This window comes from Streptomyces sp. CA-135486, assembly GCF_050936555.1.
Classification (GTDB): Bacteria; Actinomycetota; Actinomycetes; order Streptomycetales; family Streptomycetaceae; genus Streptomyces.
The window spans coordinates 2,360,293-2,383,298 of sequence record NZ_JBNJMM010000002.1 but is presented as its reverse complement, the minus strand read 5'-3'; the positions used below and the strand labels follow the sequence as shown (position 1 = coordinate 2,383,298).

Below are 23,006 nucleotides of genomic sequence, written 5' to 3'. Positions count from 1 at the left end.
ACTGTCAGTAGTGCGTGATCCCCGCCGCGAGTGTGCGCGTCCAGGGCGCGTCCACTTCACCCACACGGATGGAGACGAGCAGGTGACAGAGCATGCCGACGGCGAAGAACTCCTGGATCTGCTGCTCACCGCCCCCCGAGGCCCCGCGGACGTACTCGACCGTGCGGGCATATCCCGCTCGTACGGCTTCACGGATCGCGGGTTCGGAGACAGCGGCCGCCTGGGCGTGCAACTGCACCAGCATGAGGTCATTGTCGCTGATCAGACGGGCGTACGCATCACCCATGGCGGCGAGCACCACCTCGGGTGCGCTGCCCTTGGCTTCGGCGGCGCCGCCCTCCAGCGCAGCCCTGACCCTGACGAAGCAGTGGTCGACGACCGCGGTGAACAGCGACTCCTTGTTGGGGAAGAGCCGGTAGACATACGCCTGGGAGATGCCGGCCGCCTTGGCCACTTCCGTGGTGGTGGTGCCGAAGTAGCCCCGTGCCGCGAAGGCGCCGATGGCGGTGCGCAACACCGCTTCGCGACGTTCCTCTGCTGTGGAGAGTTGGCGCTGCCGTTCCGTCTTCATGTGAGTACTTAAACACTCACTCTTTTCGAGTGTCAACACGGGCGGAAGGAAGACCTACAGCCACGCCCTCGGAACCGGTCGTGCCCGTCGTACCGCTCGTGCCCGTCGTACCGCTCGCGCCAGTCGTGCCCTTCGTGACGCTCGCGCCTGTCGTCGCCTTCCACAAACGGCGGCAGGACAGCACCGCGGCGCCGACCAGCAGTCCGTTGCGTACGACCATCAGCGTGTTGCCCAGCGCCGAGCCGTACATGACGTCCAGGTAGTAGGTCGGAAAGGCCAGCGCGGTCACGGCGGCCGCCGCCAGCAGCACGAACGCCACCGGCCGCTGGGTGGTGTGCCGGGAGGTGAGGCAGACCGCGGCCAGACCGATCAGCCAGACCAGATACTGCGGGCTGATCACCCTGCTGGTGACCGTGAACAGCAGGACGGCGGCGAGTGCGGCGTCGAACGGTGTCGCGGTGGTCCGCCGCGAAGCCCTGCCTCGCCAGAGCATCAGCCAGCCGAAGGCGGCAGCCGTGAGCATCATGGACAGCTGGGCGACGGTGTCCACATGCATGCCGCTGAACTCCAGGGCGCCGTAGCGGGATTCGATCCAGATGCGCATGCCCGACGCCCGCATCAGTGACAGCACGGTGCCGCCCAGCGACTCGATCTGCACGCCCCTGGCGCCCTGTTGCTGCAGGAAGCCGAGGCTGTGCCGGAAACCGAGGGCGAGTACGGCGAGCAGCGCCCCCGCGGCGGCGGCAGCGGACAGCCAGACCTCCCGGCTGGTGCGCCCGCGTTCCATGCCGATCAGGGTGAGCACCGGCCAGACCTTGACCATGGCGCCGAGCGCGGCGAACACCCCGCACAGGCGCGGGCGGCGTCGGGCGCTGAGCAGGGCCAGCACGGCGAGGGCCGTCACCTGGATGTCGAACCGTCCGTGCGGCACATTCAGCAGAAGCGGCAGGCCGCCGGTCCACAGCCAGGCCCCGGCGAGGCCCCGGCCCTGGCGGGCCAGCGCCAGGGTGACGATCGCGTCGGTGGCGAGCGTGAGGACGAGGAACGCCTGGAAGTAGCCGAGGAACGGCAGCAGCGCGGGGGACAGGAACACCAGGCCGGCGCCCGGCGGATACTGCCAGGTGACGTCGTTGACGGGGAAGGAACCGTCGGTCAGCTGCTGGTACCAGTGCGGATAGAGGTAGTTCGCCTCGTCCGAGACATTGCTGACGCCGATGCTGTCCTCGATGAGCAGACGCAGCATGCATAGCCGGGTGAGGGTCCAGACCGCGTAAAGCGCGACGATCGATTTCTTTGCCGTCCAGGCGTCGGCATGGCGTGCCGCCCAGGCGCGGGCGCGGGCGCGGGCTGTTGCACGGGGCTCGACGGGCGAGGGGTGCTGCCGGTGAGGGCCGTCTGTGTCCGGGCCGCGCTCCGGGGCGGAGTTGCTGCCGACGAGGCCGGTCTGCTGCTGCGTCATGGACCCGCAATTTAGCGCTGTTTATCGCTATTTTTCGGCACTGAACCGCCCGTTCTCCCCCGCGGGTTCCGAGAGGACGTCGCCTCTGCCGTATGCGCGGGCTGCGGGCTGCGCCTGGGTGGGAAAGGCCCAGTGGCCAAGCCGTCCGACCTGTACGAGGTGACCGCCAGGATTCACGCGATGCCATGACGTGAACGGGCGCGCGCGATGCGGCCGGCGGCCGGGATCGGTGCGGTCCGGGACTCGTGACGCGGTGAGATGCTGGAGGGGTCGCACGAATGCGCTTACGCAGGCGTCGGCCTCTCATGGATGAGGTGGCGTGATGAACACCTCCGACGACACCGCCGGGCAGGACGGCCTGGCCGCCTCCTTCACACTCCAGCGCAACGACGCCGACGAAGAGCCGTGGTGGGAGGTGGACCATTCGCTCGTGGGGCAGTTCCTCGCCCGTTCGCCGGTGGGCATGGCCGTGATGAGTCCGGATCTGCGCTACGTCTGGATCAACGACGCGCTGGAACGCCTCGGCGGAGTCGCCCGTGAGGAACGGCTGGGGAAGCGGCTCCGCGATGTGCTGCCGAAACTGGACGCCGATGCGATCGAAGCCTGTATGCAGGAGGTCCTGGACACGGGCAAGCCAGCGGTGGACATCGAGTACCGGGGGCGTACCCAGGCCGATCCGGAGCGTGAGCACGCCTACTCGACCTCGTTCTTCCGGCTCGACGACACGCTCGGCCGGGTACGGGGTGTCTGCTACATGGTCATCGATGTCACCGACCGGTGGCGGGCTCGGCAGCGGCTCGCCCTGGTGAACGAGGTCAGTACGCAGACCGGCAAGAGCCTGGACGTCATCCACATCGCGCAGGCGCTGGCGGACAGCTGCGTACCCCGGCTCGCCGACTTCGTCGCCGTGGATCTGCTGGACCCGGTGCTGTGGGGTGAGTCCCTGCGCCGCGGACCTCTTCTCGGCACGCAACCGCTGCGCCGGGCGGGCAGGCACGTTGCCACCGAGGAACTGCGGGGGCCCATCGCGGAGACCGGGCAGACCGTGGCCTTTCCGCCGTCTTCGCCCGGCGCACGCTGCCTTGGTGACGGCACGTCGTACCTGTGCCCCGTCCTGGACGACGACACCGGCGGATGGCTCGCCGCCGACCCGCGCGCCGCCGGGAAGAACCACGGACTCGGCGGCTGTTCGCTGATGCTGGTCAGAGCCGACGCCCGTGGCCACGCGCTGGGCGTCGCCACCTTCGTCCGCGGGCCGAGCCGCGGTCCCTTCGAACAGGATGACCTGCTCCTCGCCGAGGATGTCGTCGCACGAGCGGCCGTCGGCATCGACAACGCACGCCGGTTCACCCGGGAGCACAACACGGCGCTCGCCCTCCAACGCTTCCTGCTTCCCAGAAAGCTGTCCACGCGAAGCAGCCTGGAGGTGGCATCGCGCTACCTCCCCGCCCGCGCCGGCGGCGTGGGCGGTGACTGGTTCGATGTGATCCCGCTGTCCGGAGCGCGGGTCGCCCTGGTCGTCGGTGATGTGGTCGGGCACGGAATCCACGCCGCCGCCTCCATGGGCCCGTTCCGCACCGCCGTCCGTACCCTCGCCGACCTGGAACTGCCGCCGGAGGAGCTGCTGGCCCATCTGGACGACCAGATGCTCAGCCTCATCGGCGAGGAATCGTCGCAGGAGGACAGTCCGGCCTCCGCCGTACTCGGTGCCACCTGTCTGTACGCCGTCTACGATCCGGCCACCCGCAAATGCACCATGGCCCGGGCCGGCCACCCTCCTCCCGCGGTCGTCTCTCCAGAGGGGTCGGTGATCTTCCCCGACCTGCCGCCGGGCCCGCCGCTGGGACTGGGAGGTCTGCCGTTCGAGTCCGCCGAATTCGAGCTGGCGGCGGGAAGCGTCCTCGCGCTGTACACCGACGGCCTGATCGAGGCCCGCGACCGGGACGTGGACGTCGGTCTTGCGCGGCTGAGCGCGGCGCTGGCCAGTCCGGACCTGCCACTGGACGGACTGTGCACGGCCGTCCTGGACGCGATGCTCAAGGGTCCCGCCGACGATGACATCGCGCTGCTTCTCGCCCGTACGCACGCTCTCGGGGCGGACCAGGTGGCCGGCTGGGATCTGCCGTCCGATCCCGCGGTCGTGGCCGAGGCCCGCACCCTGGCCATGCGCTGCCTCGACGAGTGGGGGCTGCCCGATCTGGCCTTCACCCTCGAGCTGATCGTCAGCGAGCTGGTCACCAATGCCATCCGCTACGCGCCGGGCCCCATCCGGCTGCGCCTGATCAGGCAGGACGTGCTGATCTGCGAGGTCTTCGACAGCAGCAGCACCTCCCCGCGGCTGCGCCATGCGCGCACCACCGATGAGGGTGGCCGCGGGCTGTTCCTCGTGGCGCAGATGGCCCGACGCTGGGGCACCCGCTACACCGCCGAAGGCAAGATCATCTGGGCGGAACTCGACACTTCTCCGGCCGACGGGGCCTGAGCCGCCGGCGTCGCGCTTCGACATCGCACTTCGACGCCGCAACTCGGCGATAAAGAAGGCACTACGGACGCATGGCCGTAATCTGGTAGTACCCACCAGCCCCGAGCTTGGGGGAGATCATGGAACTCGGTTTTCTCAAGCCGCTCTTCGATCGTCCGGGCCCATGGGCCTCCGTGTTCATTGACACCACGCGCACGACCGAGGACGCGGCGAGGCTGCAGAAGCTCCGCGAGCGCTCGGTCGCCTCGCAGCTCATCGACGCGGGTGCCGATCCCTACACCGTCAGGGCCGTGATGGGCAGGCTCGCCGACCAGCCGGTCTCCGGGGCACCTCCGGGCCGCGCGGTCTTCGCCGCGGGTGCCGAGGTCGTGCTCGACGTACCGCTCGCCCTGTCGCCGACCAGCATCGAGGCGACCTGGTCGATCCTGCCGCATGTCGCGCCGCTGGCCGGACTGCGGGGTGACGCGCCGCCGTGTCTGGTGGCGTACATCGACCGCACCGGCGCCGATCTGGAGCTGCGCGATGCGCACGGCCGGGAGAGCGTGGGCCAGGCGAACGGCAGGGAGTCGCAAGGCCGAGGACACCGCAGCATCCCGGCGGACCGGTACGAGTGGCACTACCGGAACAAGGTCGAGAACAGCTGGAACGAGACCGCCGACGTCATCGCGGGCGAGCTCGCCAGGCAGTGGCCCGAGAGCGGCGCGCAGCTGCTGGTGCTGACGGGCGACTCCCGCGAGCGCAGGGCCGTGCACAACCGACTGCCGGAGCGGATCCGGAACGTGACCGTCGAGGCCGAGAACGGCAGCAGGTCCCCCGGCGCCTCGAAGGACGTGCTCGACCGGCAGATCGCCGAGGCCTGCGAGAACTACGCGCGCGACCGGCTCCAGAGCGCGCTCGACCGCTTCCATGTCGGACGCGGCAGGCCGGGCGAGCACCGCGAGGCCTCTGTCGACACCGGTCGCGGAGACGCCGCCGAGGGGATTCCCGCCGTCGTGGACGCGGCCCGCAGTCATCAGGTGGCGACGCTGCTCCTCGCCCAGGACGCATCCGACGCGGGCCGCGACGTGTGGATCGGCCCCGGCGTCGACGAGGTCGCCGTACAGCGCGGCCAGGCGCAGGCGATGGGCGTCGCCAAGCCCATGCAGGCACGCGCGGACGACGCGCTGCTGCGGTCCGCCGCGGCGGCCGACGCCGAAGTGCTGCTGGTCCCCGAGGGCATGCCGGGCCCGGCGGGCGGGCTGGGAGCGGTGCTGCGCTGGAGCCTTTGAGGAGGCCGACGCCGTCGGTCACCTCGGCGCTGCGCATTCGGGCACGGCAAGATTCCTCCCGGCCGTGGGTATGCCGACGCCGCGGGTCAGGAGCTGAGTGAGCGCACCTTCACCGGGGTCCCGGGTACCTGGTGGCCTCCGCTCGCCAGCATCCGTACCTCACCCCGGTCGCTGATCTCCGCGCGTACGATTCCCGTCTCGTCCTGGTAGATCGGATATCCGCCCGCGCCCGACCGTCCGGTGCTCCGGACGATCACCACGTCGTCCTCCCCGGCGGGCGCCTGAAATACAAGTTCGTAGCTCTGATTCATGGCGGCCTCCCGGTCCATCGTCACTCACGACCGCCGTGTGCGCCTCAGGAGAGCGCGCGGACCGGCCACGGCCCGCGCCGGCGGAGGATCGCCATGGCCTGCACCTCCAGGACCGCGTCCTCGGCGTTCCGGTCCTGGACCCTGCCGAGGCAGCAGGGTCGTCAGAACCGGGCGTGGGCCTTGATGTCCGCGCCGAACTCCTCGATCATCGCGGGCGTCACCGTCGGCCGGCACTGGGCGATGGCCGCCAGATAGTCCTCGGTGCTCGCGCCGAGCGCCCGTGCCTCGCCGGTGGCCGACGACGAGGCCCCGAGCGTCTCCAGGTCCCGCTCGAAGGCGGCCTGGGCCGCGATCCGGGCCGCATGCTCGATGTCGGCCGGAGTGAACAGCTCACTGGCCGCCACCAGCACCGACACCTCCACATCGGGCCGGCCACCGGTGTACCGGGACCAGATCGCCGACCGCGCCGCCGTGTCCGGGGTGCCGATCGGGATCAGATAGTCGAATCTGCCGGGCCGCAGGAACGCCGGGTCGAGCGAGCGTACGGAGTTGGTGGCGCACACCAGCAGCCGCTCGTCGCGCTCCCGGAACCCCGGTATGAGCTTGAGCAGTTCATTGGTCACCCCGTGCATCCCGCCGGGCTGCGCGGGCTCGGTGCGCACCGGTGCGATCTCCTCCACCTCGTCGATGAAGACGAGGACCCGCTCGAGCTCCGCGATCCTGGCGAAGGCGCTGCGCAGGGCGGCCGCGAGATTGCCCTCGTCGGCCAGTCGGGACGGCAGCAGTTCGACGAACGGCCAGCCCAGCTTGGCGGCGATACCCCGGGCGAAGGTCGTCTTCCCGGTCCCGGGCGGACCGAACAGGGCTATGGCCCGCGGCGGCCGGACCCCGTGCCTGGCGGCCCGCTCCGGCTGCGCCAGAGGCAGGACGACGCGCCGTTCGATCAGGTCCTTCTCCGCCTCCATGCCCGCCACCTTGGCCCACAGGTCGCTCGGCAGGAACCGTCCGCCGAGGTCTTCGAGCAGACTGGCCGCGGGTCCGTGCAGCGGCTCGACCTTCTCGAAGTAGGCGACGGCGGGCTGCCGGGTGTAGCCCGCGTTGAGCAGTCCCTCGCCGAGCAGTTCCTCCTCGGGCAGCACATAGGCGATACGGCCGACCCGGGCGGCGACGAGCCGTCGCTCCAGTTCGACCAGCAGGGCGCTGGCAAGGCCCCGGCCGCGCCAGGCCGAGGAGATGGCGATGCGCATCACCCAGGCGCGTTCACCGGCCACGCAGGCGAGCGCCGCGCCGATCGGTACGCCCTGGTGGACGGCTACGACGGCGGGCTGCCGGGAGGTGAGCGCGCCGATGCACTCGGCGAGCGAGAAGACCGACTCCTGCCCGAGCTCGGCCGTGGTGTCGATCAGGTGGACCACTGCGGCGAGATCGCTCTCGCGGTAGTCGTGGATGAGCCAGTTCACCGGTACCGCCCCTCGTTGCTGCCAAGGCTGCTGTAGCGGCGAGGCTAGGGGCGGCCTTGCGCCGGGTCCTGCTCCACTGTGCACAAGGTTTGGCCCCCGAACCCGACGTTCCGTCTCTAGCCACGGGGACCGGTCCGCTGCGAGGGGCGCTCAATCGCCGGACGGGCTCATATGGAACCCCTCCGGCGATTGAGGACATGCCCGAAGGGCGTCCCGGGGGTCTGGGGGCTTGCCCGCAGTTACAGCCCCTACGCTCCCGAGATCAGCCGGTCCACCGCCGCCGTCCCTGACGTGTAGCCCCCCGCCGCCGCCCTGGCCGCCCCGACCATCCCGCCGCCCGCACTGCCGGCCAGGCCGCCGGCCATGCCACCGGCCGGCGCCCCGGTCAGCGCGCTCGCGGCGGGCCGCTCGGCTGCCGGGACCGGGCCGAGCCCCCGCGCCGAGACCGGCTCCTGGGCCAGCGCGAGCATCGGCATCGGCCCCGGCTGCTGCACCTGTGCCCGTAGTTGCTGCTGCGGCTGCGGCTCCGGCGCCTGCGCGAGCATCGGCGCCATCGGCTCCGGCCGCGGCTCGGGAGCGCGCTGTCCGTACAGCACCTCCTGCATCGCCGACATCAACCGCATCTGGTCCTGCTGCGGGCGCACCACCAGCCGCATGAAGCGGCTGGAACTGCCCACCTTGTTGCTGCACTCACGTACCAGCACCCCGTGCTCGGCGAGCAGCCGGTCCCGCAGGATCGTCCCGTCCACCCCCTCCGGCAGGCGCACATAGAGGAAGTTGCCCTGCGACGGGTAGACGGTCAGGCCCGGCAGCTGGGAGAGCCGCATGGTCATCTCCTGCCGGTCCCGGCGCGCCTGCTGAAGGCTCTCGGCGTACTCCTGCCGGTGCTCCTTCAGCATGAACACCACGGTCTCGGCGAAGGAGTTGAGGTTCCACTTGGGAAGTGCGGACCGGATCTTCCCGGCAAGGGTCGGGTTGGAGACGAGATAGCCGAAGCGCACCCCGTGCAGCCCGAAGTTCTTGCCGAGGCTGCGCAGCACGATCACATTCGTCCGCATGACGGCCTCGGCGGCGACGCTCGCCTCCTGCTCCGCGTCCGCGAACTCGAGGAAGGACTCGTCGACGACGACCAGGTCCAGATCCTGGAGGGAGTCGAGCAGCGCGATCACCTGCTGCTTGGGCAACAGGCCGCCGTCGGGGTTGTTGGGGTTGCAGATGACCGCGGTCCGCGAGCCACGGCTGCGTACGAACTGCACAAAGGCCGCCGGGTCCAGCCCGAAGCCGTGCGCCTCCGGCAGCAGCAGCATGTCGACGCGCTTGCCGGTCTCCATCGGCTGGTCGGTCCATCTTCCGAAGGTCGGCACAGGCACGGCCAGGGACTCGCGGACCAGCAAGTGGTCGATCCAGGTGATCAGTTCGGTGGAGCCGTTGCCCATGGCGACGGTCTGCGGATTGAGTCCGAGGACCTGGCAGAGCTCGGCGGTGATGGTGTCCGCGCTGCTCGGGTAGTAGGTGAGGATCTCGCGCAGACCTCGGCCCAGCTGGTCGAACATCGCGGGAGTCGGGAAGTACGGGTTGCAGGGGATGCAGAAGTCGGTGATCTCGCCGGCCGCCCCGCCGCCCGCCCGGTTCAGCGTGAAGTACGACGGGCTGTGAGCGGTGGATGCACGAAAGAGTGCGGTGACATTACTGCCGGCCATGAAGCTGCCTCCCCTGCCTGCCAAGGCGCCGTGCCGGATGCGCACGGACCCCCCACGTATACGGAGGAAGATGGAGTGATGTTCACTCCCTCGGGCCCCACCTTCCGCGAACTGGCCGCTCAGGCGCTCTCTTCCATCGAACACGGTTACGACCTGCTGGCGCCCAAGTTCGACGAGACTCCCTTCCGTACGTCGGACCGGCTGCTCGACGCGGTGGCACGTGCTCTCAAGCCGCTGGGTCCCTTCCGGGCGGGTCTCGACGTCTGCTGCGGCACCGGCGCCGGGGTGGGTGTCCTGCGGCAGCTGTGCGAGGAGGAGGTCACCGGCGTCGACTTCAGCGCGGGCATGCTCGCCGAGGCCGCGCGGGCCCTGCCGGACGTATCGGACGGCGTGGCGGTGAGCTGGGTACGGGCCGACGCCCGCGCCCTCCCCTTCGAGCGGGCCTTCGACCTCGCCGTGAGCTTCGGGGCGTTCGGCCATTTCCTGCCCACGGAGCGGCCGGAGCTCTTCGCCCAGGTCCACAGGGCGCTGCGGCCCGGCGGCCGGTTTGTCTTCCCCGTCCCGGCCCCGCCGCGGATCGGCTCATTGCCGTACTGGGCGCTCTGGGGGTTCGACGCGGCGATGCGCGTACGGAATCGGCTGTGGCGGCCGCGGTTTGTCATGTACTACCGCACCTTCAGGCTTCCGGATGTGCTGGCCGACCTCGGCCGGGCCGGGTTCTCGGTGGAGCTGGAGCCGCTGAAGGAGTACGGACTGCGGCCGGACGGAAGTCCTCGCTGCCGACTGGTGGTCGCCACCCGCTGCGGGTGAACCGCGTGGGCCGGATCTCGAAGGCTTCGAGATCCGGCCCACCCTTCACGGTGCTTCAGAGAGCGGCGAGCCGCTCCAGCGGGAACGGCGGCTGCGCCAGCGGGCGCACCGCCAGCCGGGTCAGCGGCAAGGCGTTGTCGTCGCCCGCCGTCCGGTTGGCATGAAGCACCCCGCAGCCGGTGCAGCGGTGGACGAGCACCCACTCGCCGTCACCGCGCACCGAGATGGCGAGCGGTTCCATCCGGGCGCCGCAATCGGCGGCCCGGTCGCCCGGGGTGTCGTCGAGATGACGGCTCCACAGGCAGTTCGGGCAGTGATTGCGGTGACCGGTGCCGGCCGCGGTCATCGACACATCGAGACCGCAGTGCAGACAGCGGAAGGACTGGGCGCGCGCCTCGGTGCGGGCGCGTCTTGAGGTGTTGCGGGACATCGTGGACACGACTCCTGATGTGATGCGTGGGATGGGCGTCAGCTCTGAACGCCGTCTCGCACCAAGGGAGTTCATACCGCGAGAGCGGGCGGCCTTCCTCGGTCGCGAGAACGGTTCCGCTGGGCCCTGGGCATACACGCACCACCTCTGTGTCGACGTCCGGTCACCTGATGAGACCCCCTGGACGGGGCGCGCGGCAACCGAATTGATTTCGAGGCAGCGCAACGGGTGCGGCGGCGGCCGATCGGAACCATCGCGGCCCACCGCCAGGAAGGCCGTACGCGGATCCGGTCCGTGCACGGCTCAAGGTGCGTACGCCGATCAGGCCACCGAGGCGATCCGGCCCGTCGGCGGGTCCTGGCCGTCGTGGTGGATCGGGGTGTGCGCTCCCGCCAGGGGGACCCCGGAGCCACCACGGCGGTTTGCCACGATCTCCGCCGCGATCGACAGCGCCGTCTCCTCCGGCGTACGCGCGCCCAGGTCGAGGCCTATCGGGCTGCGCAGCCGGGCCAGTTCCAGCTCGGTGACGCCGACGTCGCGCAGCCGCTTGTTGCGGTCCTCGTGCGTGCGGCGCGAGCCCATCGCTCCCACGTAGGCGACGGGAAGCCTCAGGGCCAGTTCGAGCAGCGGCACATCGAACTTCGCGTCGTGGGTCAGTACGCAGAGGACCGTACGGCCGTCGACCTCCGTCGACTCCAGATACCGGTGCGGCCAGTCGACGACGATCTCGTCCGCCTCCGGGAAGCGCGTCCTCGTCGCGAAGACGGGACGGGCGTCGCACACGGTGACGTGGTAACCGAGGAACTTCCCGACCCGTACCAGCGCCGACGCGAAGTCGATCGCGCCGAAGACGATCATCCTGGGGGCGGGCACCGAGGACTCCACCAGGAGCGTCAGCGGCTGACCGCAGCGGCTGCCGTCCTCGCCGATGACCCGCGTGCCCGTGCGGCCCGCGTCGAGCATCGCGCCCGCCTCGGCCGCCGCCGTGCGGTCGAGTTCCGGGTGGCCGCCCAGCGATCCCTCGTACGAACCGTCGGGGCGGACCAGCAGGGCGCGGCCCACCAGATCGGACGGACCGTCCGTGATTCTGGCGAGGGCCGCCGCCTTCCCACCCGCGGCGGCAGCCAGCGCGGCGGGGAAGACCCCGCCGCGTACCGGCGTGACGAGGATGTCGATGATGCCGCCGCAGGTCAGACCGACCGCGAAGGCGTCCTCGTCGCTGTACCCGAACCGCTCGAGGACGGTTTCGCCGTCCTCGAGCGCCTGTCGGCACAACTCGTACACCGCCCCCTCCACACACCCTCCCGAGACCGACCCGATCGCCGTGCCCTCGCTGTCCACGGCGAGTGCGGCGCCCGGCTGCCGGGGCGCGCTGCCGCCGACGGACACCACGGTGGCGACGGCGAACTCACGGCCCTGCTCGACCCACCGGTTCAGCTCGTCGGCGATGTCCAGCATGTCGGTCTCCTCAAGGGTGTAGGTGGGCGGCGGGACTTACTTCACTCCCAGCCAGCCCTCGATCGGGTGGAGCGCGAAGTACGCCAGGAACACGATGGACAGCACCCACATCAGCCAGCCGACGTCCCGCGCCTTGCCCTGCACGGTCTTGATCAGGACGTGGGCGATGACACCCGCCGCGATGCCCGCGGTGATCGAGTACGTGAAGGGCATCAGCACGGTCGTCAGGAAGACCGGGATCGAGGTCGCCTGGTCGTTCCAGTCGATGTGCTTGGCGTTCGTCAGCATCATCGATCCGATGACGACGAGCGCGGCGGCGGCCACCTGCGTCGGGATGATCTGGGCCAGCGGGGTGAAGAACAGGCAGAGCGTGAAGGCGAGGCCGGTGACCACGCTCGCGAAGCCGGTGCGCGCACCGTCGCCGACGCCCGCGGTGGACTCGACGAACACCGTCTGGCCGGAAGCGCCGGCCAGGCCGCCGAACGCGCCGCCCGCACCGTCGATGGCAAGGGCCTTGTTGAGGCCGGGCATCTTGCCCTTGTTGTCGGCGAGGTTGGCCTGCTGGCCGATGCCGATGATCGTGCCCATGGCGTCGAAGAAACCGGCCAGCACCAGGGTGAAGACGATGACGCCGACGGTGATCCCGCCGACGCTGCCGATGCCGTCGAAGGAGACGCTGCCGAAGAGGCCGAAGTCAGGGGTGCTGACGATGGAGCCGGAGATCTCCGGGGCGTTCAGTCCGCCCCAGGCCTGCTTGTCGAGACCGGCGAACTGGTGGACCAGCGCGGCGAAGACCGTGCCGCCGACGATCCCGATGAGAATCGCGCCGGGGACCTTGCGGACCTGCAGCAGGAAGATCAGCAGGACGGTGACCGCGAAGCAGAGCACGGGCCAGCCGGTGAGCATGTCGCTCGTGCCGAGCTGGATCGGCTTGGCGCCGGCGATGCCGCCGGCTCCCGGCATGGAGGTGACGAAGCCGGCCTGGACCAGACCGATGAGGCAGACGAACAGGCCGATCCCCATGGTGATGGCGTGCTTCAGCGCCAGGGGGATGGCGTTCATGATCAGTTCGCGCAGGCCGGTGACGACGAGCAGAACGATGACGGCGCCGTAGATGACGCACATGCCCATCGCGTTTTCCCAGGTCATCTCGGGCGCGACCTGGAATGCCATGACGGCGGAGACGCTGAGTCCCGCGGCGAGTGCCAGCGGCACATTGCCGATGAAGCCCATCACGATGGTGGTGGCGGCTGCGGCGAAGACGGTGGCCGTGGTCAGCTGATCGCCGTCGAGCTTGTGGCCGGTCGCATCAGGCACCGACAGAATCACCGGGTTGAGAAGGATGATGTACGCCATCGCCATGAAGGTGGTGATGCCGCCACGCACCTCCTGACCGATGGTCGACCCGCGCTGGCTTATGTGGAAATACCGGTCGAGCCAGGACCGGCCGGTGGGCGAGCGAAGCGAGGTGGGGGTACCCCCAGGCCGAGGGCTCTGGGGGGGCGTACCTGCGCCGGCGTCCTCCGCCGTCGTCTTGGTCTCAAGGGACTGCTGGGTCATGGTGCCTACTCCCAAGGTTCACAGGGGCACCCGCGTGAGCAATGAGGCTGCGGGATTTGGGATCTTGCATTGGCTGCACGACCCGGGGGACGGCCCGAGACGAACTGGGTTGTGGTGCTGGGGTACTGCGCTGTACTGCGGCAAGGACCGCGAGCGGTGCGGTACTTGGTTTCTCCGGGCGGCGCGGACGGCAGGTGGGGTTCCCCATGCCGAAGGCCAGGGGAGTGACGTTCGTCGGCACGGCGCACCGCCCGGAGAGCTTGTGGATCAGGTGCCGGTGAGGTGCTCGGGGCGTACCGGCGTCCTGTTGAGCTCCAGCCCCGTCGCGTTCCGGATCGCCGCGAGGACGGCCGGGGTGGAGGAGAGGGTCGGGGCCTCGCCGATGCCGCGCAGTCCGTACGGCGCGTGGTCATCGGCCAGTTCGAGCACATCGACGGGGATGGTCGGCGTGTCGAGGATGGTGGGGATCAGATAGTCCGTGAAGGAGGGGTTGCGCACCTTCGCGGTCTTGGGGTCCACGATGATCTCCTCCATGACCGCCACGCCCAGGCCCTGGGTGGTGCCACCCTGGATCTGGCCGACGACGGACAGCGGGTTGAGCGCCTTGCCGACGTCCTGGGCGCAGGCCAGCTCGACGACCTTGACGAGGCCGAGCTCGGTGTCCACCTCCACCACCGCGCGGTGCGCGGCGAAGGAGTACTGGACATGGCCGTGGCCCTGGCCGGTCACCAGGTCGAAGGCCTCGGTGGGACGGTGGCGCCACTCGAGTTCCAGGTCGACCGCCTCCCCCTCCAGGACGTCCACCAGGTCGGCGAGCACCTCACCGCCGTCGGTGACGACCTTGCCGCCTTCGAGCAGCAGCTCGGCGGTGGCCCATGCGGGGTGGTACGAACCGAATTTGCGGCGGCCGATCTCCAGGACCTTCTCGCGGACGTTCTCGCAGGTGTGCTTCACCGCGCCGCCCGTGACGTACGTCTGGCGCGATGCCGACGTCGAACCGGCGGAGCCGACCTGGGTGTCGGCCGGTGCGATCGTCACCTGTGTGACGCCGAGCTCGGTGCGGGCAATCTGCGCATGGACGGTGACACCGCCCTGGCCGACCTCCGCCATCGCGGTGTGCACGGTCGCGACCGGCTGGCCGCCCACGACCTCCATGCGCACCCGCGCGGTGGAGTAGTCGTCGAAGCCCTCGGAGAAGCCGACGTTCTTGATGCCCACCGCGTAGCCGACGCCTCGTACGACGCCTTCGCCGTGCGTGGTGTTGGACAGCCCGCCCGGCAGGGCGCGTACGTCCGCCTCCTCGCCGGCGGCCAGCCACTGCTGCTCGGGCGGCAGCGGCCTGGCCTTGACGCGGCGCAGCAACTCGGCAACGGGGGCCGGGGAGTCGACCGGCTGGCCGGTCGGCATGAGCGTGCCCTGCTCCATGGCGTTCAGCTGACGGAACTCGACCGGGTCGATGCCCAGCTTCGCCGCGAGCTTGTCCATCTGGGCCTCGTAGGCGAAGCACGCCTGGACCGCGCCGAAGCCGCGCATGGCGCCACAGGGCGGGTTGTTGCTGTAGAGCGCGATCGCCTCGATGTCGACGTCTTCGAGGACGTAGGGGCCGACGCTCAGGGACGCGGCGTTGCCCACGACCGCCGGGGAGGCCGACGCGTAGGCGCCGCCGTCCAGGACGATCCGGCACTTCATGTGCGTGAGCTTGCCGTCCTTGGTGGCGCCGTGCTCGTAGTAGAGCTTCGCCGGGTGCCGGTGGACATGTCCGAAGAAGGACTCGAACCGGTTGTAGACGATCTTGACCGGCTTGCCGGTGCGCAGTGCCAGGAGGCAGGCGTGGATCTGCATCGACAGGTCCTCGCGACCGCCGAACGCGCCGCCGACGCCGGAGAGCGTCATCCGCACCTTCTCCTCGGGCAGGCCGAGGACCGGGGCGATCTGGCGGAGGTCGGAGTGCAGCCACTGGGTGGCGACATACAGCTCGACGCCACCGTCCTCGGAGGGCACGGCAAGGCCGGACTCCGGGCCGAGGAAGGCCTGGTCCTGCATGCCGAAGGTGTACTCGCCCTTGACGATCACATCGGCGCGCCGGGCGGCCTCGTCGGCGTTGCCCCGGACGATCGGCTGGCGGTGCACGATGTTCGGGTGCGGGACATGACCGATGTGGTGGTCGTCGCGGTCTTCGTGAACCAGGATCGCGTCCGGAGCGGTGGCCGAGGCCTCGTCCGTGATGAGCGGCAGCTCGACGTACTCGATCTTGATCTTGGCGGCGGCGCGGCGTGCGGTCTCCGGATGGTCGGCGGCCACCAGGGCCACCGGCTCGCCGTGGTGGCGGACCTTCTTGTGCGCGAGAACCGGGGTGTCCTGGATCTCCAGGCCGTAGTTCTTCATCGCGGCCGGGAGATCGTCGTACGTCAGCACCGCGTACACGCCGGGCATGGCCACGGCCTCGGTGATGTCGATGGACTTGATCTCGGCGTGCGCCACGGTGGAGCGGAGCGTCTGGCCCCAGAGCATGTCCTCGTGCCACATGTCGGAGGAGTACGCGAACTCACCGGTGACCTTGAGGGTGCCGTCGGGGCGTAGCGTCGACTCGCCGACGCCGCCCTTGGTCTTGGAGCCCTGGGAGATGTTGGTGGGAGTGCCGGCCGGAACGGTGGCGACTCGTGGCTGCTGCGCCATCGTCAGACCGCCTCTTCCTGACGGGCGGCCGCGAGGCGGACCGCGTCGAGGATCGTCTCGTAACCGGTGCAGCGGCAGAGGTTGCCGGAGAGCGCCTCGCGGATGTCCGCGTCGGACGGCTCGGCGTTGCGCTCGAGCAGCTCGTCGGCGGCGACCAGGAGACCGGGGGTGCAGAAGCCGCACTGGACGGCGCCCGCGTCGATGAACGCCTGCTGGATCGGGGAGAGTTCCGTGCCCTCACCGGTGTGCGAGTCGGTGCCCTTCGCGCTCCACTGCTGGGCCTCCTGGAGCGAGGTGCCACAGGCGCCGGTCGCACAACCCGCCTGCTCGGCGCGCTGCTTCGCGAAGTCCGCCAGGCCCTCGACCGTCACGACCTCGCGGCCCTCGACCTGACCCGCGGCGACGAGGCAGGAGCAGACAGGGAGCCCGTCCAGGCGGACCGTGCAGGAACCGCACTCGCCCTGCTCGCACGCGTTCTTGGAGCCGGGCAGGCCCATGCGCTCGCGCAGTACGTAGAGAAGGCTTTCGCCCTCCCACACGTCGTCGGCTTCCTGCTGACGACCGTTGACCGTGAAGTTCACGCGCACTGTGCGCTCCTCTCATTGCCGCGGAAGGCCTCCCAGGTCCAGCCGAGGGTCCGGCGGGCCATGATGCCGACCGCGTGGCGGCGGTAGCTCGCGGTGCCGCGCACGTCGTCGATCGGGTTGCAGCCGCCGGAGGCGAGCTCCGCGAACTGCTTGGCGATCGACGGGGTGATGATCTTCTTGCTGTCCCAGAATCCGCCCTCTTCGAGCGCGGCGTTCAGGAACTCCTCGGCCGCCTTCGCGCGGACCGGGGTCGGGGCGGCGGAGCCGATGCCCGTGCGCACCGTGCGGGTCTCGGGGTGCAGGGCCAGACCGAAGGCGCAGACCGCGATGACCATCGCGTTACGGGTGCCGACCTTGGAGTACTGCTGAGGTCCGTCGGCCTTCTTGATGTGGACGGCGCGTATCAGCTCGTCCGCCGCGAGCGCGTTGCGCTTCACGCCGGTGAAGAACTCGTCGATGGGGATGAGACGGCTGCCCCGTACGGACTCGGCCTCGACCTCGGCGCCTGCGGCGAGCAGCGCGGGGTGGGCGTCTCCGGCGGGGGACGCGGTGCCGAGGTTGCCGCCGACGCCGCCGCGGTTGCGGATCTGCGGGGAGGCCACGGTGTGCGACGCCAGTGCCAGACCGGGCAGCTCGGCCCGAAGGTTCTCCATGATCTGCGTGTACGGAACGGAGGCGCCCAGGCGGACGGTGTCGTCACCGACCTGCCACTCGTTCAGCTCGCCGATGCGGTTCAGGTCCAGGAGGTACTCGGGCCGGCGGTGGTCGAAGTTGATCTCGACCATCACATCGGTGCCGCCCGCGATGGGTACAGCGGTGGGGTGCTCAGCCTTGGCGGCGAGCGCCTCCTCCCAGCTGGCGGGGCGAAGGAAGTCCATGAGTGGCTCTCACTTCTTCTGAATCGGGGGTCGTTCGTCGCAACGGGCCCGGACGGTCGGCCCTCGACTGTTTATTCATGTGCCGTTAACGCTCTGTGGCCCAGTACACAAGCCGTGCCGCGCCCGGTGCAGTCACCGAAACCATGAAGGAGTTGGCTGGTCGCCTGTCCTGTCTTGTAGATTCGAACGAAAGGCGAGGCTCAGTAACCTCACCGTTTTCCCATGAAAACCATGGCCACGGGCCACCGGCAACAACGAGACAGATCGGCGGCGACGAGATGCGGCTGCGCGCACTTCTGGAAACCGATGCGCTGGGACTGCGACTGCTCGGCGGCGACGACGAGCTGGACCGCGGCGTACGTGGCGTGATGACGACCGACCTGCGGGACCCGAGCCGCTATCTCTCGGGCGGCGAACTGGTGCTGACCGGGCTCGCCTGGCGGCGCAGCGCCGCCGACTCCGAGCCGTTCGTCCGGATCCTGGCGGGCGCCGGAGTGGCCGGTCTGGCGGCCGGAGAGGCCGAGTTGGGGGACATTCCCGGGGATCTGATCGAGGCGTGTTCACGCCATCGACTGCCACTCTTTGCAGTTAATGAATCCGTTGCATTCGCGACGATCACAGAATATGTCGTACGCCAGGTCTCCGGCGAGCGGGCCGGGGATCTCGCGGCTGTCGTGGACAGGCACAGACGGCTGATGACCTCGGGACCGACGGGCGGCGGCCCCGAGGTCGTGCTCGACCTCCTCGGCTCCGACCTGGACCTTCGGGCCTGGGTGCTCTCCCCCACCGGACGCCAGATCGCGGGCGCGGGCGAACCGCTGCCCGCCGGGGTGGGCGCCAGGCTCGCGGGCGAGCACCTGGCCGCCATCCGCACCGGCCGCCGCGGACCGCACCGGACGACCGTGGGCTCAGCCACGTACTCCCTCTTCCCGATCCGTAACACCGGCCGCGTAGCCGCCCCCGCCGCCCGGGATGTACGCGAGAGCGTCCTGTCGGACTGGCTGCTGGCGGTGGAGGCGGACGCGGGCGACTGGCCGGCCGCCCGGCTCGATCTGCTGCAGGGCGTCACCCAGCTGATCGCCGTCGAGCGGGACCGGCGCGAGGCCGCCCGTACGGTACGGCGACGGCTCGCCCAGGAAGTCCTGGAACTGGTCCAGACGGGCGCGGCGCCGGCCGAGATCGCGGCCCGGCTGCGGGTCGCGGCCCCGGTACTGCTGCCCGGCCTCGGGACCGCGCCGCACTGGCAGGTCGTAGTGGCGCGGGTGGACTGGGGCCAGGACGGGACCGCCGGAGCCACGGAGATCGAGGCCGGACCGGTCGCGCAGTCGCTGCTCGAGGAGATCCTGGTCGACCCGGCGGCGCCCGGGGCCGACTCCGCCGACCGGATCGCGGTGGCCCACACGGGCGACGAGGCGATCGCGCTGGTACCGCTGCCCGCCGTCCCCGTCGACCCCGCCGACCCGCAGGCGCCCGACGTCGAGTCCACCGAGGCCGGACTGCACGCGGACGCGCTGCTCGGCTCCGTACGCGCTCCGCTCTCGGCCGGTCTCGCCGACGACGGGCGGCTCACGCTGGGCGTCAGCGCGGCCGTCAGCTCGGCGGAAGGCCTGCGCGGTGCGCTGGAGGAGGCCCGCCACGCCCGCCGGGTGGCGGCGGCCCGACCCGGCCGGGTCTGCGCGGCCGGCCACCATGAGCTGGCCTCGCACGTGCTGCTGCTGCCGTTCGTCCCGGACGATGTGCGTCGCGCCTTCACGGCCCGGCTGCTGGACCCGCTGCGCGACTACGACAGGCGGCACCGGGCGGAGCTGATTCCGACGCTGGAGGCGTTCCTGGACTGCGACGGGTCGTGGACGAGGTGCGCGACGCGGCTGCATCTGCATGTGAACACGCTGCGGTATCGGGTGGGGCGGATCGAGCAGCTGACCGGCCGCGATTTGTCGCGCCTGGAGGACAAGCTGGACTTCTTCCTGGCGCTGCGGATGAGCTGAGACGGGGGGACCCCGGGACCGCGTCCTGTTCAGTCGATGATCGCGGTCGCTTCGACCTCAACCAGATGGTCGGGTACGTCCAGTGCTGCAACGCCCAGCAGCGAGGCAGGGGGTGTCGCCGTGACCCCCAGCTTCGCGGCCGCCCGACCGAGCCCCTCCATGAGCAGGGGCATCTTGTCGGGGGTCCAGTCGACGACGTAGACAGTCAGTTTCGCCACGTCGTCGAAGGAGCCGCCGACCCCGGCCAGGGCGGTGCCGATGTTTTGGTAGCACTGCTCGACCTGAGCGGCGAGGTCGCCTTGGCCGACCGTGACACCGTCGACGTCCCAGGCGACCTGCCCGGCGATGAAGACCAGCTTCGACCCGGTCGCGATCGACACCTGCCGGTAGGCATCGATTTCCGGCAGTCCGCTGGGGTTTACCAGGGTGATGGCCATGCTGCCTGCCTCCTTGTATGCGAGCCCGTGGGCTCGCTTCCACCGAACCAAGACGCTCTTGGTCTCTTGTGGTTACTCAGGAACCGTAGGAGAGTGGCCGCTGACATGGAAGAACGCACTTTTCAGTGACTGGGGAACCTGATGGTGACCAAGCAGTTCACGGGCTCGCCCGACGAAGCGGACCTGAGGCGCGCGGACTCTCTGGCGCGGGAGATCTTCTCGGACGTCGCCAACAAGTGGGCGCTCCTGATCATCGAGGCTCTGGGGGAGCGCACACTGCGCTTCGGCGAGCTGCGGAACGAGATCCAGGGCATCAGCCACAAGATGCTCACCCAGAACCTGCGCATGCTGGAGCGCAACGGCCTGGTCGAGCGGAAAGTGCACCCCGTCGTGCCGCCGCGGGTCGAGTACACCCTCACCGAGCCGGGCCAGGCCCTGCGCGTCACGATCGACGGACTGTGCGACTGGACCCACCAGTACCTCGGTCACATCGAGGCCTCCCGCCACCGCTTCGAGGCCTGACGGGTGGAGCACTCGCACGCGAAGTCATCGGCCGGGCCGAACAAGCGTCCCGCCGCGCCTCGATTGTGAACTCATTCACCTGACCTCTTGGCCCGGCGTGCCCATCCATGCTGAGATGCGACAGACTCAACAGCTCAATGGCGTGCTCGGGGAGGGCAAGTGGCGCATACCGCCATGTCTGGTTCCGGAACCACTGCAGGTGACGATCCCCTCCAGACCGCGGTATGGCGGCTGCGCTCCCGCGGCTGTTGGACCGACGCGGCAGCCCTGCTCGAACCCCATGCCCCAAATCCCGCCGCCGCGCTGGAACGCGCCGGACTGCTCGTCGAGCGCTGTCTGTTCACCGGCGAGGGCTGGGCGGAGGCCGAGGACGCGCTGCGCACCGCCGAGGCGGTGGCGAGGGACGACGACGAACGCGGCGGCGCGGCCTGCGAGCGGGGACGGCTGGCGTACGCCGCGACCCGGCTCGGCGTACGCGACCGCGCCGACGAGGCCCGCGCCGCGCTCGGCCGCGCCGCGGCGCTGCTCGCCCCCACCTCGCCCGGCCGCCCGCTGCTCGACTTCCGCCGCGGCCTCGTTGCCGAGCACATCGCCGACTCCCCGCAGGCCGCCCGCGCCGCCTATCGCCGCGCGCACGAGGGGGCGACCGCCCAGGGCGATGCGCTGCTGCTCTCCTTCACCTGGCACCACCAGGCCGGACTCGCCCTGCGGGAAGGAGAGTTGGCGGAGGCCCGGCACGGCTTCTCAGAGTCGCTGCGGATCCGCGAGGAGCTGGGCTACCTCATCGGTACGGCCCCCGCGCTCGCCGCGCTGGCCGACTGCGAACCAGAACCCGAGGCGAGCCGCCTGCGGGCCGAGGCGGGCCGGCTGTTCCGCCTGCTGGGTGGCGTACCGGTGTGGCTGGGCGCGCAACTGGCCCAGACAGCGCCGGTCCAGACGTCCTCGACGCAGCCGGAACCGGCGGCATGAGCGGAACGAAGGACCCGGCCTCATGAGAACGCGCCGCAGGGAAGGTCACGTTCCGGAGCCACGCTCGCGCTGGGACGAGATCACGACCGGTCTGTGGATGGGCGGCCACGTCTGGTCGGACGGCGACCAGCGGCACCAGGATGTCGTCGTGGGCCGCGAGTTCGACATGGTGATCAGCCTGTACACGCGCGAGGGCCACGGCCCGCCCGGGGGTGTTGAGCACCACATCGCGCCCATCCCCGACAGCTGGCTGACGGCCGATGAGATCGACAGCGTCCGCCGGCTGGCGGTGCTGGCCGCCGATGCCGTACGCGCCCGGCGCAGCGTGCTCGTACGCTGCTACTCCGGCTACAACCGCTCGGGCCTGGTGGCCGCGCAGACGCTGATCGAGCTGGGCCACGACAGCGAAGGGGCGATCGACCGGGTCAGGCTCCGCCGCTCGCCGTGGGCGTTGCACAACCCGGCGTTCGAGCAGTACCTCATGACCGGGCTGGACGTCGCGTCGCTGCTGACGGGCCTGGAGCCGCCGCCGAGCTGAGCAGCGGGCTCAGTACAACCACCAGAGCGTGCGCTGCGGGTTCATGACGAGAAGTACGACGACGACTGCCACGACCACCCAGGCGATCCCCTGAACCCTGCTCCGCCGCGTGTGCCGCGTCCCTCGCGTCTGCCAGGCCCGCCAGGCGTCCGGCTCCGCCCGCACCCGCGCCTTCTTCCCCCGACCGCGCGCCCTCCCCTGCTGCCGCGCGGCCTCCTCGTCCGCCCGCCGCAGCCGCTCGGCCACCATCCGCGCCCGCGCGGAAGGCTCCTTGGGCGCCGCGAGCCGCGCGGGCCCTTCGCTCTCCCGCTGGAACCTCTCCCACGCCTCATCGGATATGGACGACTCCGGCAATTCCGCGGACATGAACGGCCCCCATTTGTTCGGACTTCGTCAATGGCCGTACAGATTAGTCCAGCAGGCTGACATCCGCGCGCACGGTCTTGCCGACGGGCACGCGATCGTGCACGCTCCACCGGTCGGCCAGGGCCGCGACCAGGAGAAGCCCGCACCCCAACTCCCCTTCGGGCTGCACCTCCTTCGGTTGTCTCTCACCGCGGGCGTCGGAGACCTCGATCCGCAGGGTGTCGACCGTCAGCGTGAGCCGCAACTCGAAGTCCCGCCCAGGGACGCGGCCATGGGTCACGGCGTTCGCGGCAAGCTCGGCGACGATGACGGCGGCGGCATCCGACAGGTCGGTGTCGTACGGGATCCCCCAGGCATCTAGCCGCTGCACGGCGAGATGGCGGGCGAGCCGGGCGCCGAGCCGCGTGGAGCTGAACCGTTGCGCGAACACACGTACGGTGACAGAGTCTTGAGGCTTCGTCTGAGCAGGCATACGGTCACGGTGCAGGGGTCGTACCCCGGATGACCAGCGACGCAACTCGTACGCTGAGTCAGCG

The 23,006-nt window shown here is 70.2% G+C and carries 21 protein-coding genes; 7 read left to right on the top strand and 14 right to left on the bottom strand.

Annotated elements, in window-relative coordinates:
* Positions 1-4 precede the first annotated feature (4 nt).
* Positions 5-571 carry a TetR/AcrR family transcriptional regulator gene (locus ACQEVG_RS30230; RefSeq protein WP_432989610.1) on the bottom strand — a complete coding sequence of 189 codons (567 nt, stop codon included), beginning with the start codon at positions 569-571 and terminating at the stop codon, positions 5-7.
* Between the two features lie 16 nt (positions 572-587).
* Positions 588-2,030 carry a glycosyltransferase 87 family protein gene (locus ACQEVG_RS30225; RefSeq protein WP_432989608.1) on the bottom strand — a complete coding sequence of 481 codons (1,443 nt, stop codon included), beginning with the start codon at positions 2,028-2,030 and terminating at the stop codon, positions 588-590.
* A gap of 322 nt (positions 2,031-2,352) precedes the next feature.
* Between ACQEVG_RS30225 and ACQEVG_RS30220 the strand changes: the two genes are divergently transcribed.
* Both ACQEVG_RS30220 and ACQEVG_RS30215 read left to right on the top strand, forming a co-directional pair.
* Positions 2,353-4,512: a SpoIIE family protein phosphatase gene (locus tag ACQEVG_RS30220; RefSeq protein WP_432989606.1), complete on the top strand. Its 2,160-nt coding sequence runs from the start codon at positions 2,353-2,355 to the stop codon at positions 4,510-4,512.
* Positions 4,513-4,631: 119 nt separating this feature from the next.
* Positions 4,632-5,780: a hypothetical protein gene (locus ACQEVG_RS30215; protein ID WP_432989604.1), complete on the top strand. Its 1,149-nt coding sequence runs from the start codon at positions 4,632-4,634 to the stop codon at positions 5,778-5,780.
* A gap of 86 nt (positions 5,781-5,866) precedes the next feature.
* Here ACQEVG_RS30215 and ACQEVG_RS30210 read toward each other — a convergent pair whose 3' ends face one another.
* From ACQEVG_RS30210 to ACQEVG_RS30200, 3 genes are all read right to left on the bottom strand, one after another.
* The gene (locus ACQEVG_RS30210) at positions 5,867-6,091 is read right to left on the bottom strand and encodes a DUF6296 family protein (RefSeq protein ID WP_432989602.1); all 225 of its coding nucleotides are present in this window, start codon (positions 6,089-6,091) and stop codon (positions 5,867-5,869) included.
* A gap of 161 nt (positions 6,092-6,252) precedes the next feature.
* Positions 6,253-7,551 (bottom strand): ATP-binding protein, encoded by a 1,299-nt coding sequence (locus ACQEVG_RS30205; RefSeq protein WP_432989599.1) that lies wholly within the window; start codon positions 7,549-7,551, stop codon positions 6,253-6,255.
* 248 nt (positions 7,552-7,799) lie between these two features.
* Entirely contained in the window at positions 7,800-9,251 is a 1,452-nt protein-coding gene (locus ACQEVG_RS30200) for a pyridoxal phosphate-dependent aminotransferase (protein ID WP_432989597.1), read from the bottom strand.
* Positions 9,252-9,329: 78 nt separating this feature from the next.
* Here ACQEVG_RS30200 and ACQEVG_RS30195 point away from each other — a divergent pair, with 78 nt between their 5' ends.
* Positions 9,330-10,061, top strand: a complete 732-nt coding sequence (locus ACQEVG_RS30195; protein WP_432989595.1) for a class I SAM-dependent methyltransferase — start codon at positions 9,330-9,332, stop codon at positions 10,059-10,061.
* A 55-nt stretch (positions 10,062-10,116) separates the two neighbouring features.
* Here ACQEVG_RS30195 and ACQEVG_RS30190 read toward each other — a convergent pair whose 3' ends face one another.
* The 6 genes from ACQEVG_RS30190 to ACQEVG_RS30165 form a co-directional block, all read right to left on the bottom strand.
* The gene (locus ACQEVG_RS30190) at positions 10,117-10,491 is read right to left on the bottom strand and encodes an RNHCP domain-containing protein (protein ID WP_355838433.1); all 375 of its coding nucleotides are present in this window, start codon (positions 10,489-10,491) and stop codon (positions 10,117-10,119) included.
* Between the two features lie 321 nt (positions 10,492-10,812).
* On the bottom strand, positions 10,813-11,949 hold the full coding sequence (locus ACQEVG_RS30185) for an XdhC family protein (RefSeq protein WP_432989593.1): 1,137 nt from the start codon (positions 11,947-11,949) through the stop codon (positions 10,813-10,815).
* 36 nt (positions 11,950-11,985) lie between these two features.
* Positions 11,986-13,509 carry an NCS2 family permease gene (locus tag ACQEVG_RS30180; RefSeq protein ID WP_432989591.1) on the bottom strand — a complete coding sequence of 508 codons (1,524 nt, stop codon included), beginning with the start codon at positions 13,507-13,509 and terminating at the stop codon, positions 11,986-11,988.
* Between the two features lie 267 nt (positions 13,510-13,776).
* Positions 13,777-16,185, bottom strand: a complete 2,409-nt coding sequence (locus ACQEVG_RS30175; protein WP_432989589.1) for a xanthine dehydrogenase family protein molybdopterin-binding subunit — start codon at positions 16,183-16,185, stop codon at positions 13,777-13,779.
* A gap of 2 nt (positions 16,186-16,187) precedes the next feature.
* A complete protein-coding gene (locus tag ACQEVG_RS30170; RefSeq protein ID WP_432989587.1) occupies positions 16,188-16,772 on the bottom strand; it encodes a (2Fe-2S)-binding protein in 585 nt (194 codons plus the stop codon).
* Positions 16,763-17,650, bottom strand: a complete 888-nt coding sequence (locus tag ACQEVG_RS30165; RefSeq protein WP_432989585.1) for an FAD binding domain-containing protein — start codon at positions 17,648-17,650, stop codon at positions 16,763-16,765. The genes ACQEVG_RS30170 and ACQEVG_RS30165 overlap by 10 nt, the downstream gene beginning before the upstream one ends.
* Positions 17,651-17,928: 278 nt before the next feature.
* Between ACQEVG_RS30165 and ACQEVG_RS30160 the strand changes: the two genes are divergently transcribed.
* On the top strand, positions 17,929-19,638 hold the full coding sequence (locus ACQEVG_RS30160) for a PucR family transcriptional regulator (RefSeq protein ID WP_432989583.1): 1,710 nt from the start codon (positions 17,929-17,931) through the stop codon (positions 19,636-19,638).
* A gap of 29 nt (positions 19,639-19,667) precedes the next feature.
* Here ACQEVG_RS30160 and ACQEVG_RS30155 read toward each other — a convergent pair whose 3' ends face one another.
* The gene (locus ACQEVG_RS30155; RefSeq protein WP_432989581.1) at positions 19,668-20,075 is read right to left on the bottom strand and encodes a RidA family protein; all 408 of its coding nucleotides are present in this window, start codon (positions 20,073-20,075) and stop codon (positions 19,668-19,670) included.
* 141 nt (positions 20,076-20,216) lie between these two features.
* Between ACQEVG_RS30155 and ACQEVG_RS30150 the strand changes: the two genes are divergently transcribed.
* The 3 genes from ACQEVG_RS30150 (at position 20,217) to ACQEVG_RS30140 (ending at position 22,104) form a co-directional block, all read left to right on the top strand.
* Positions 20,217-20,597: a winged helix-turn-helix transcriptional regulator gene (locus ACQEVG_RS30150; RefSeq protein WP_432989579.1), complete on the top strand. Its 381-nt coding sequence runs from the start codon at positions 20,217-20,219 to the stop codon at positions 20,595-20,597.
* 174 nt (positions 20,598-20,771) lie between these two features.
* On the top strand, positions 20,772-21,566 hold the full coding sequence (locus ACQEVG_RS30145) for a hypothetical protein (protein ID WP_432989577.1): 795 nt from the start codon (positions 20,772-20,774) through the stop codon (positions 21,564-21,566).
* A 22-nt stretch (positions 21,567-21,588) separates the two neighbouring features.
* A complete protein-coding gene (locus ACQEVG_RS30140) occupies positions 21,589-22,104 on the top strand; it encodes a protein-tyrosine phosphatase family protein (RefSeq protein ID WP_432989575.1) in 516 nt (171 codons plus the stop codon).
* A gap of 9 nt (positions 22,105-22,113) precedes the next feature.
* Here the strand turns inward: ACQEVG_RS30140 and ACQEVG_RS30135 are convergent, their stop codons facing one another.
* Positions 22,114-22,470, bottom strand: coding sequence for a hypothetical protein (locus tag ACQEVG_RS30135; protein ID WP_432989573.1), 357 nt, complete (start codon positions 22,468-22,470; stop codon positions 22,114-22,116).
* 43 nt (positions 22,471-22,513) lie between these two features.
* A complete protein-coding gene (locus tag ACQEVG_RS30130) occupies positions 22,514-22,942 on the bottom strand; it encodes an ATP-binding protein (protein WP_432989571.1) in 429 nt (142 codons plus the stop codon).
* Positions 22,943-23,006: the final 64 nt, after the last annotated feature.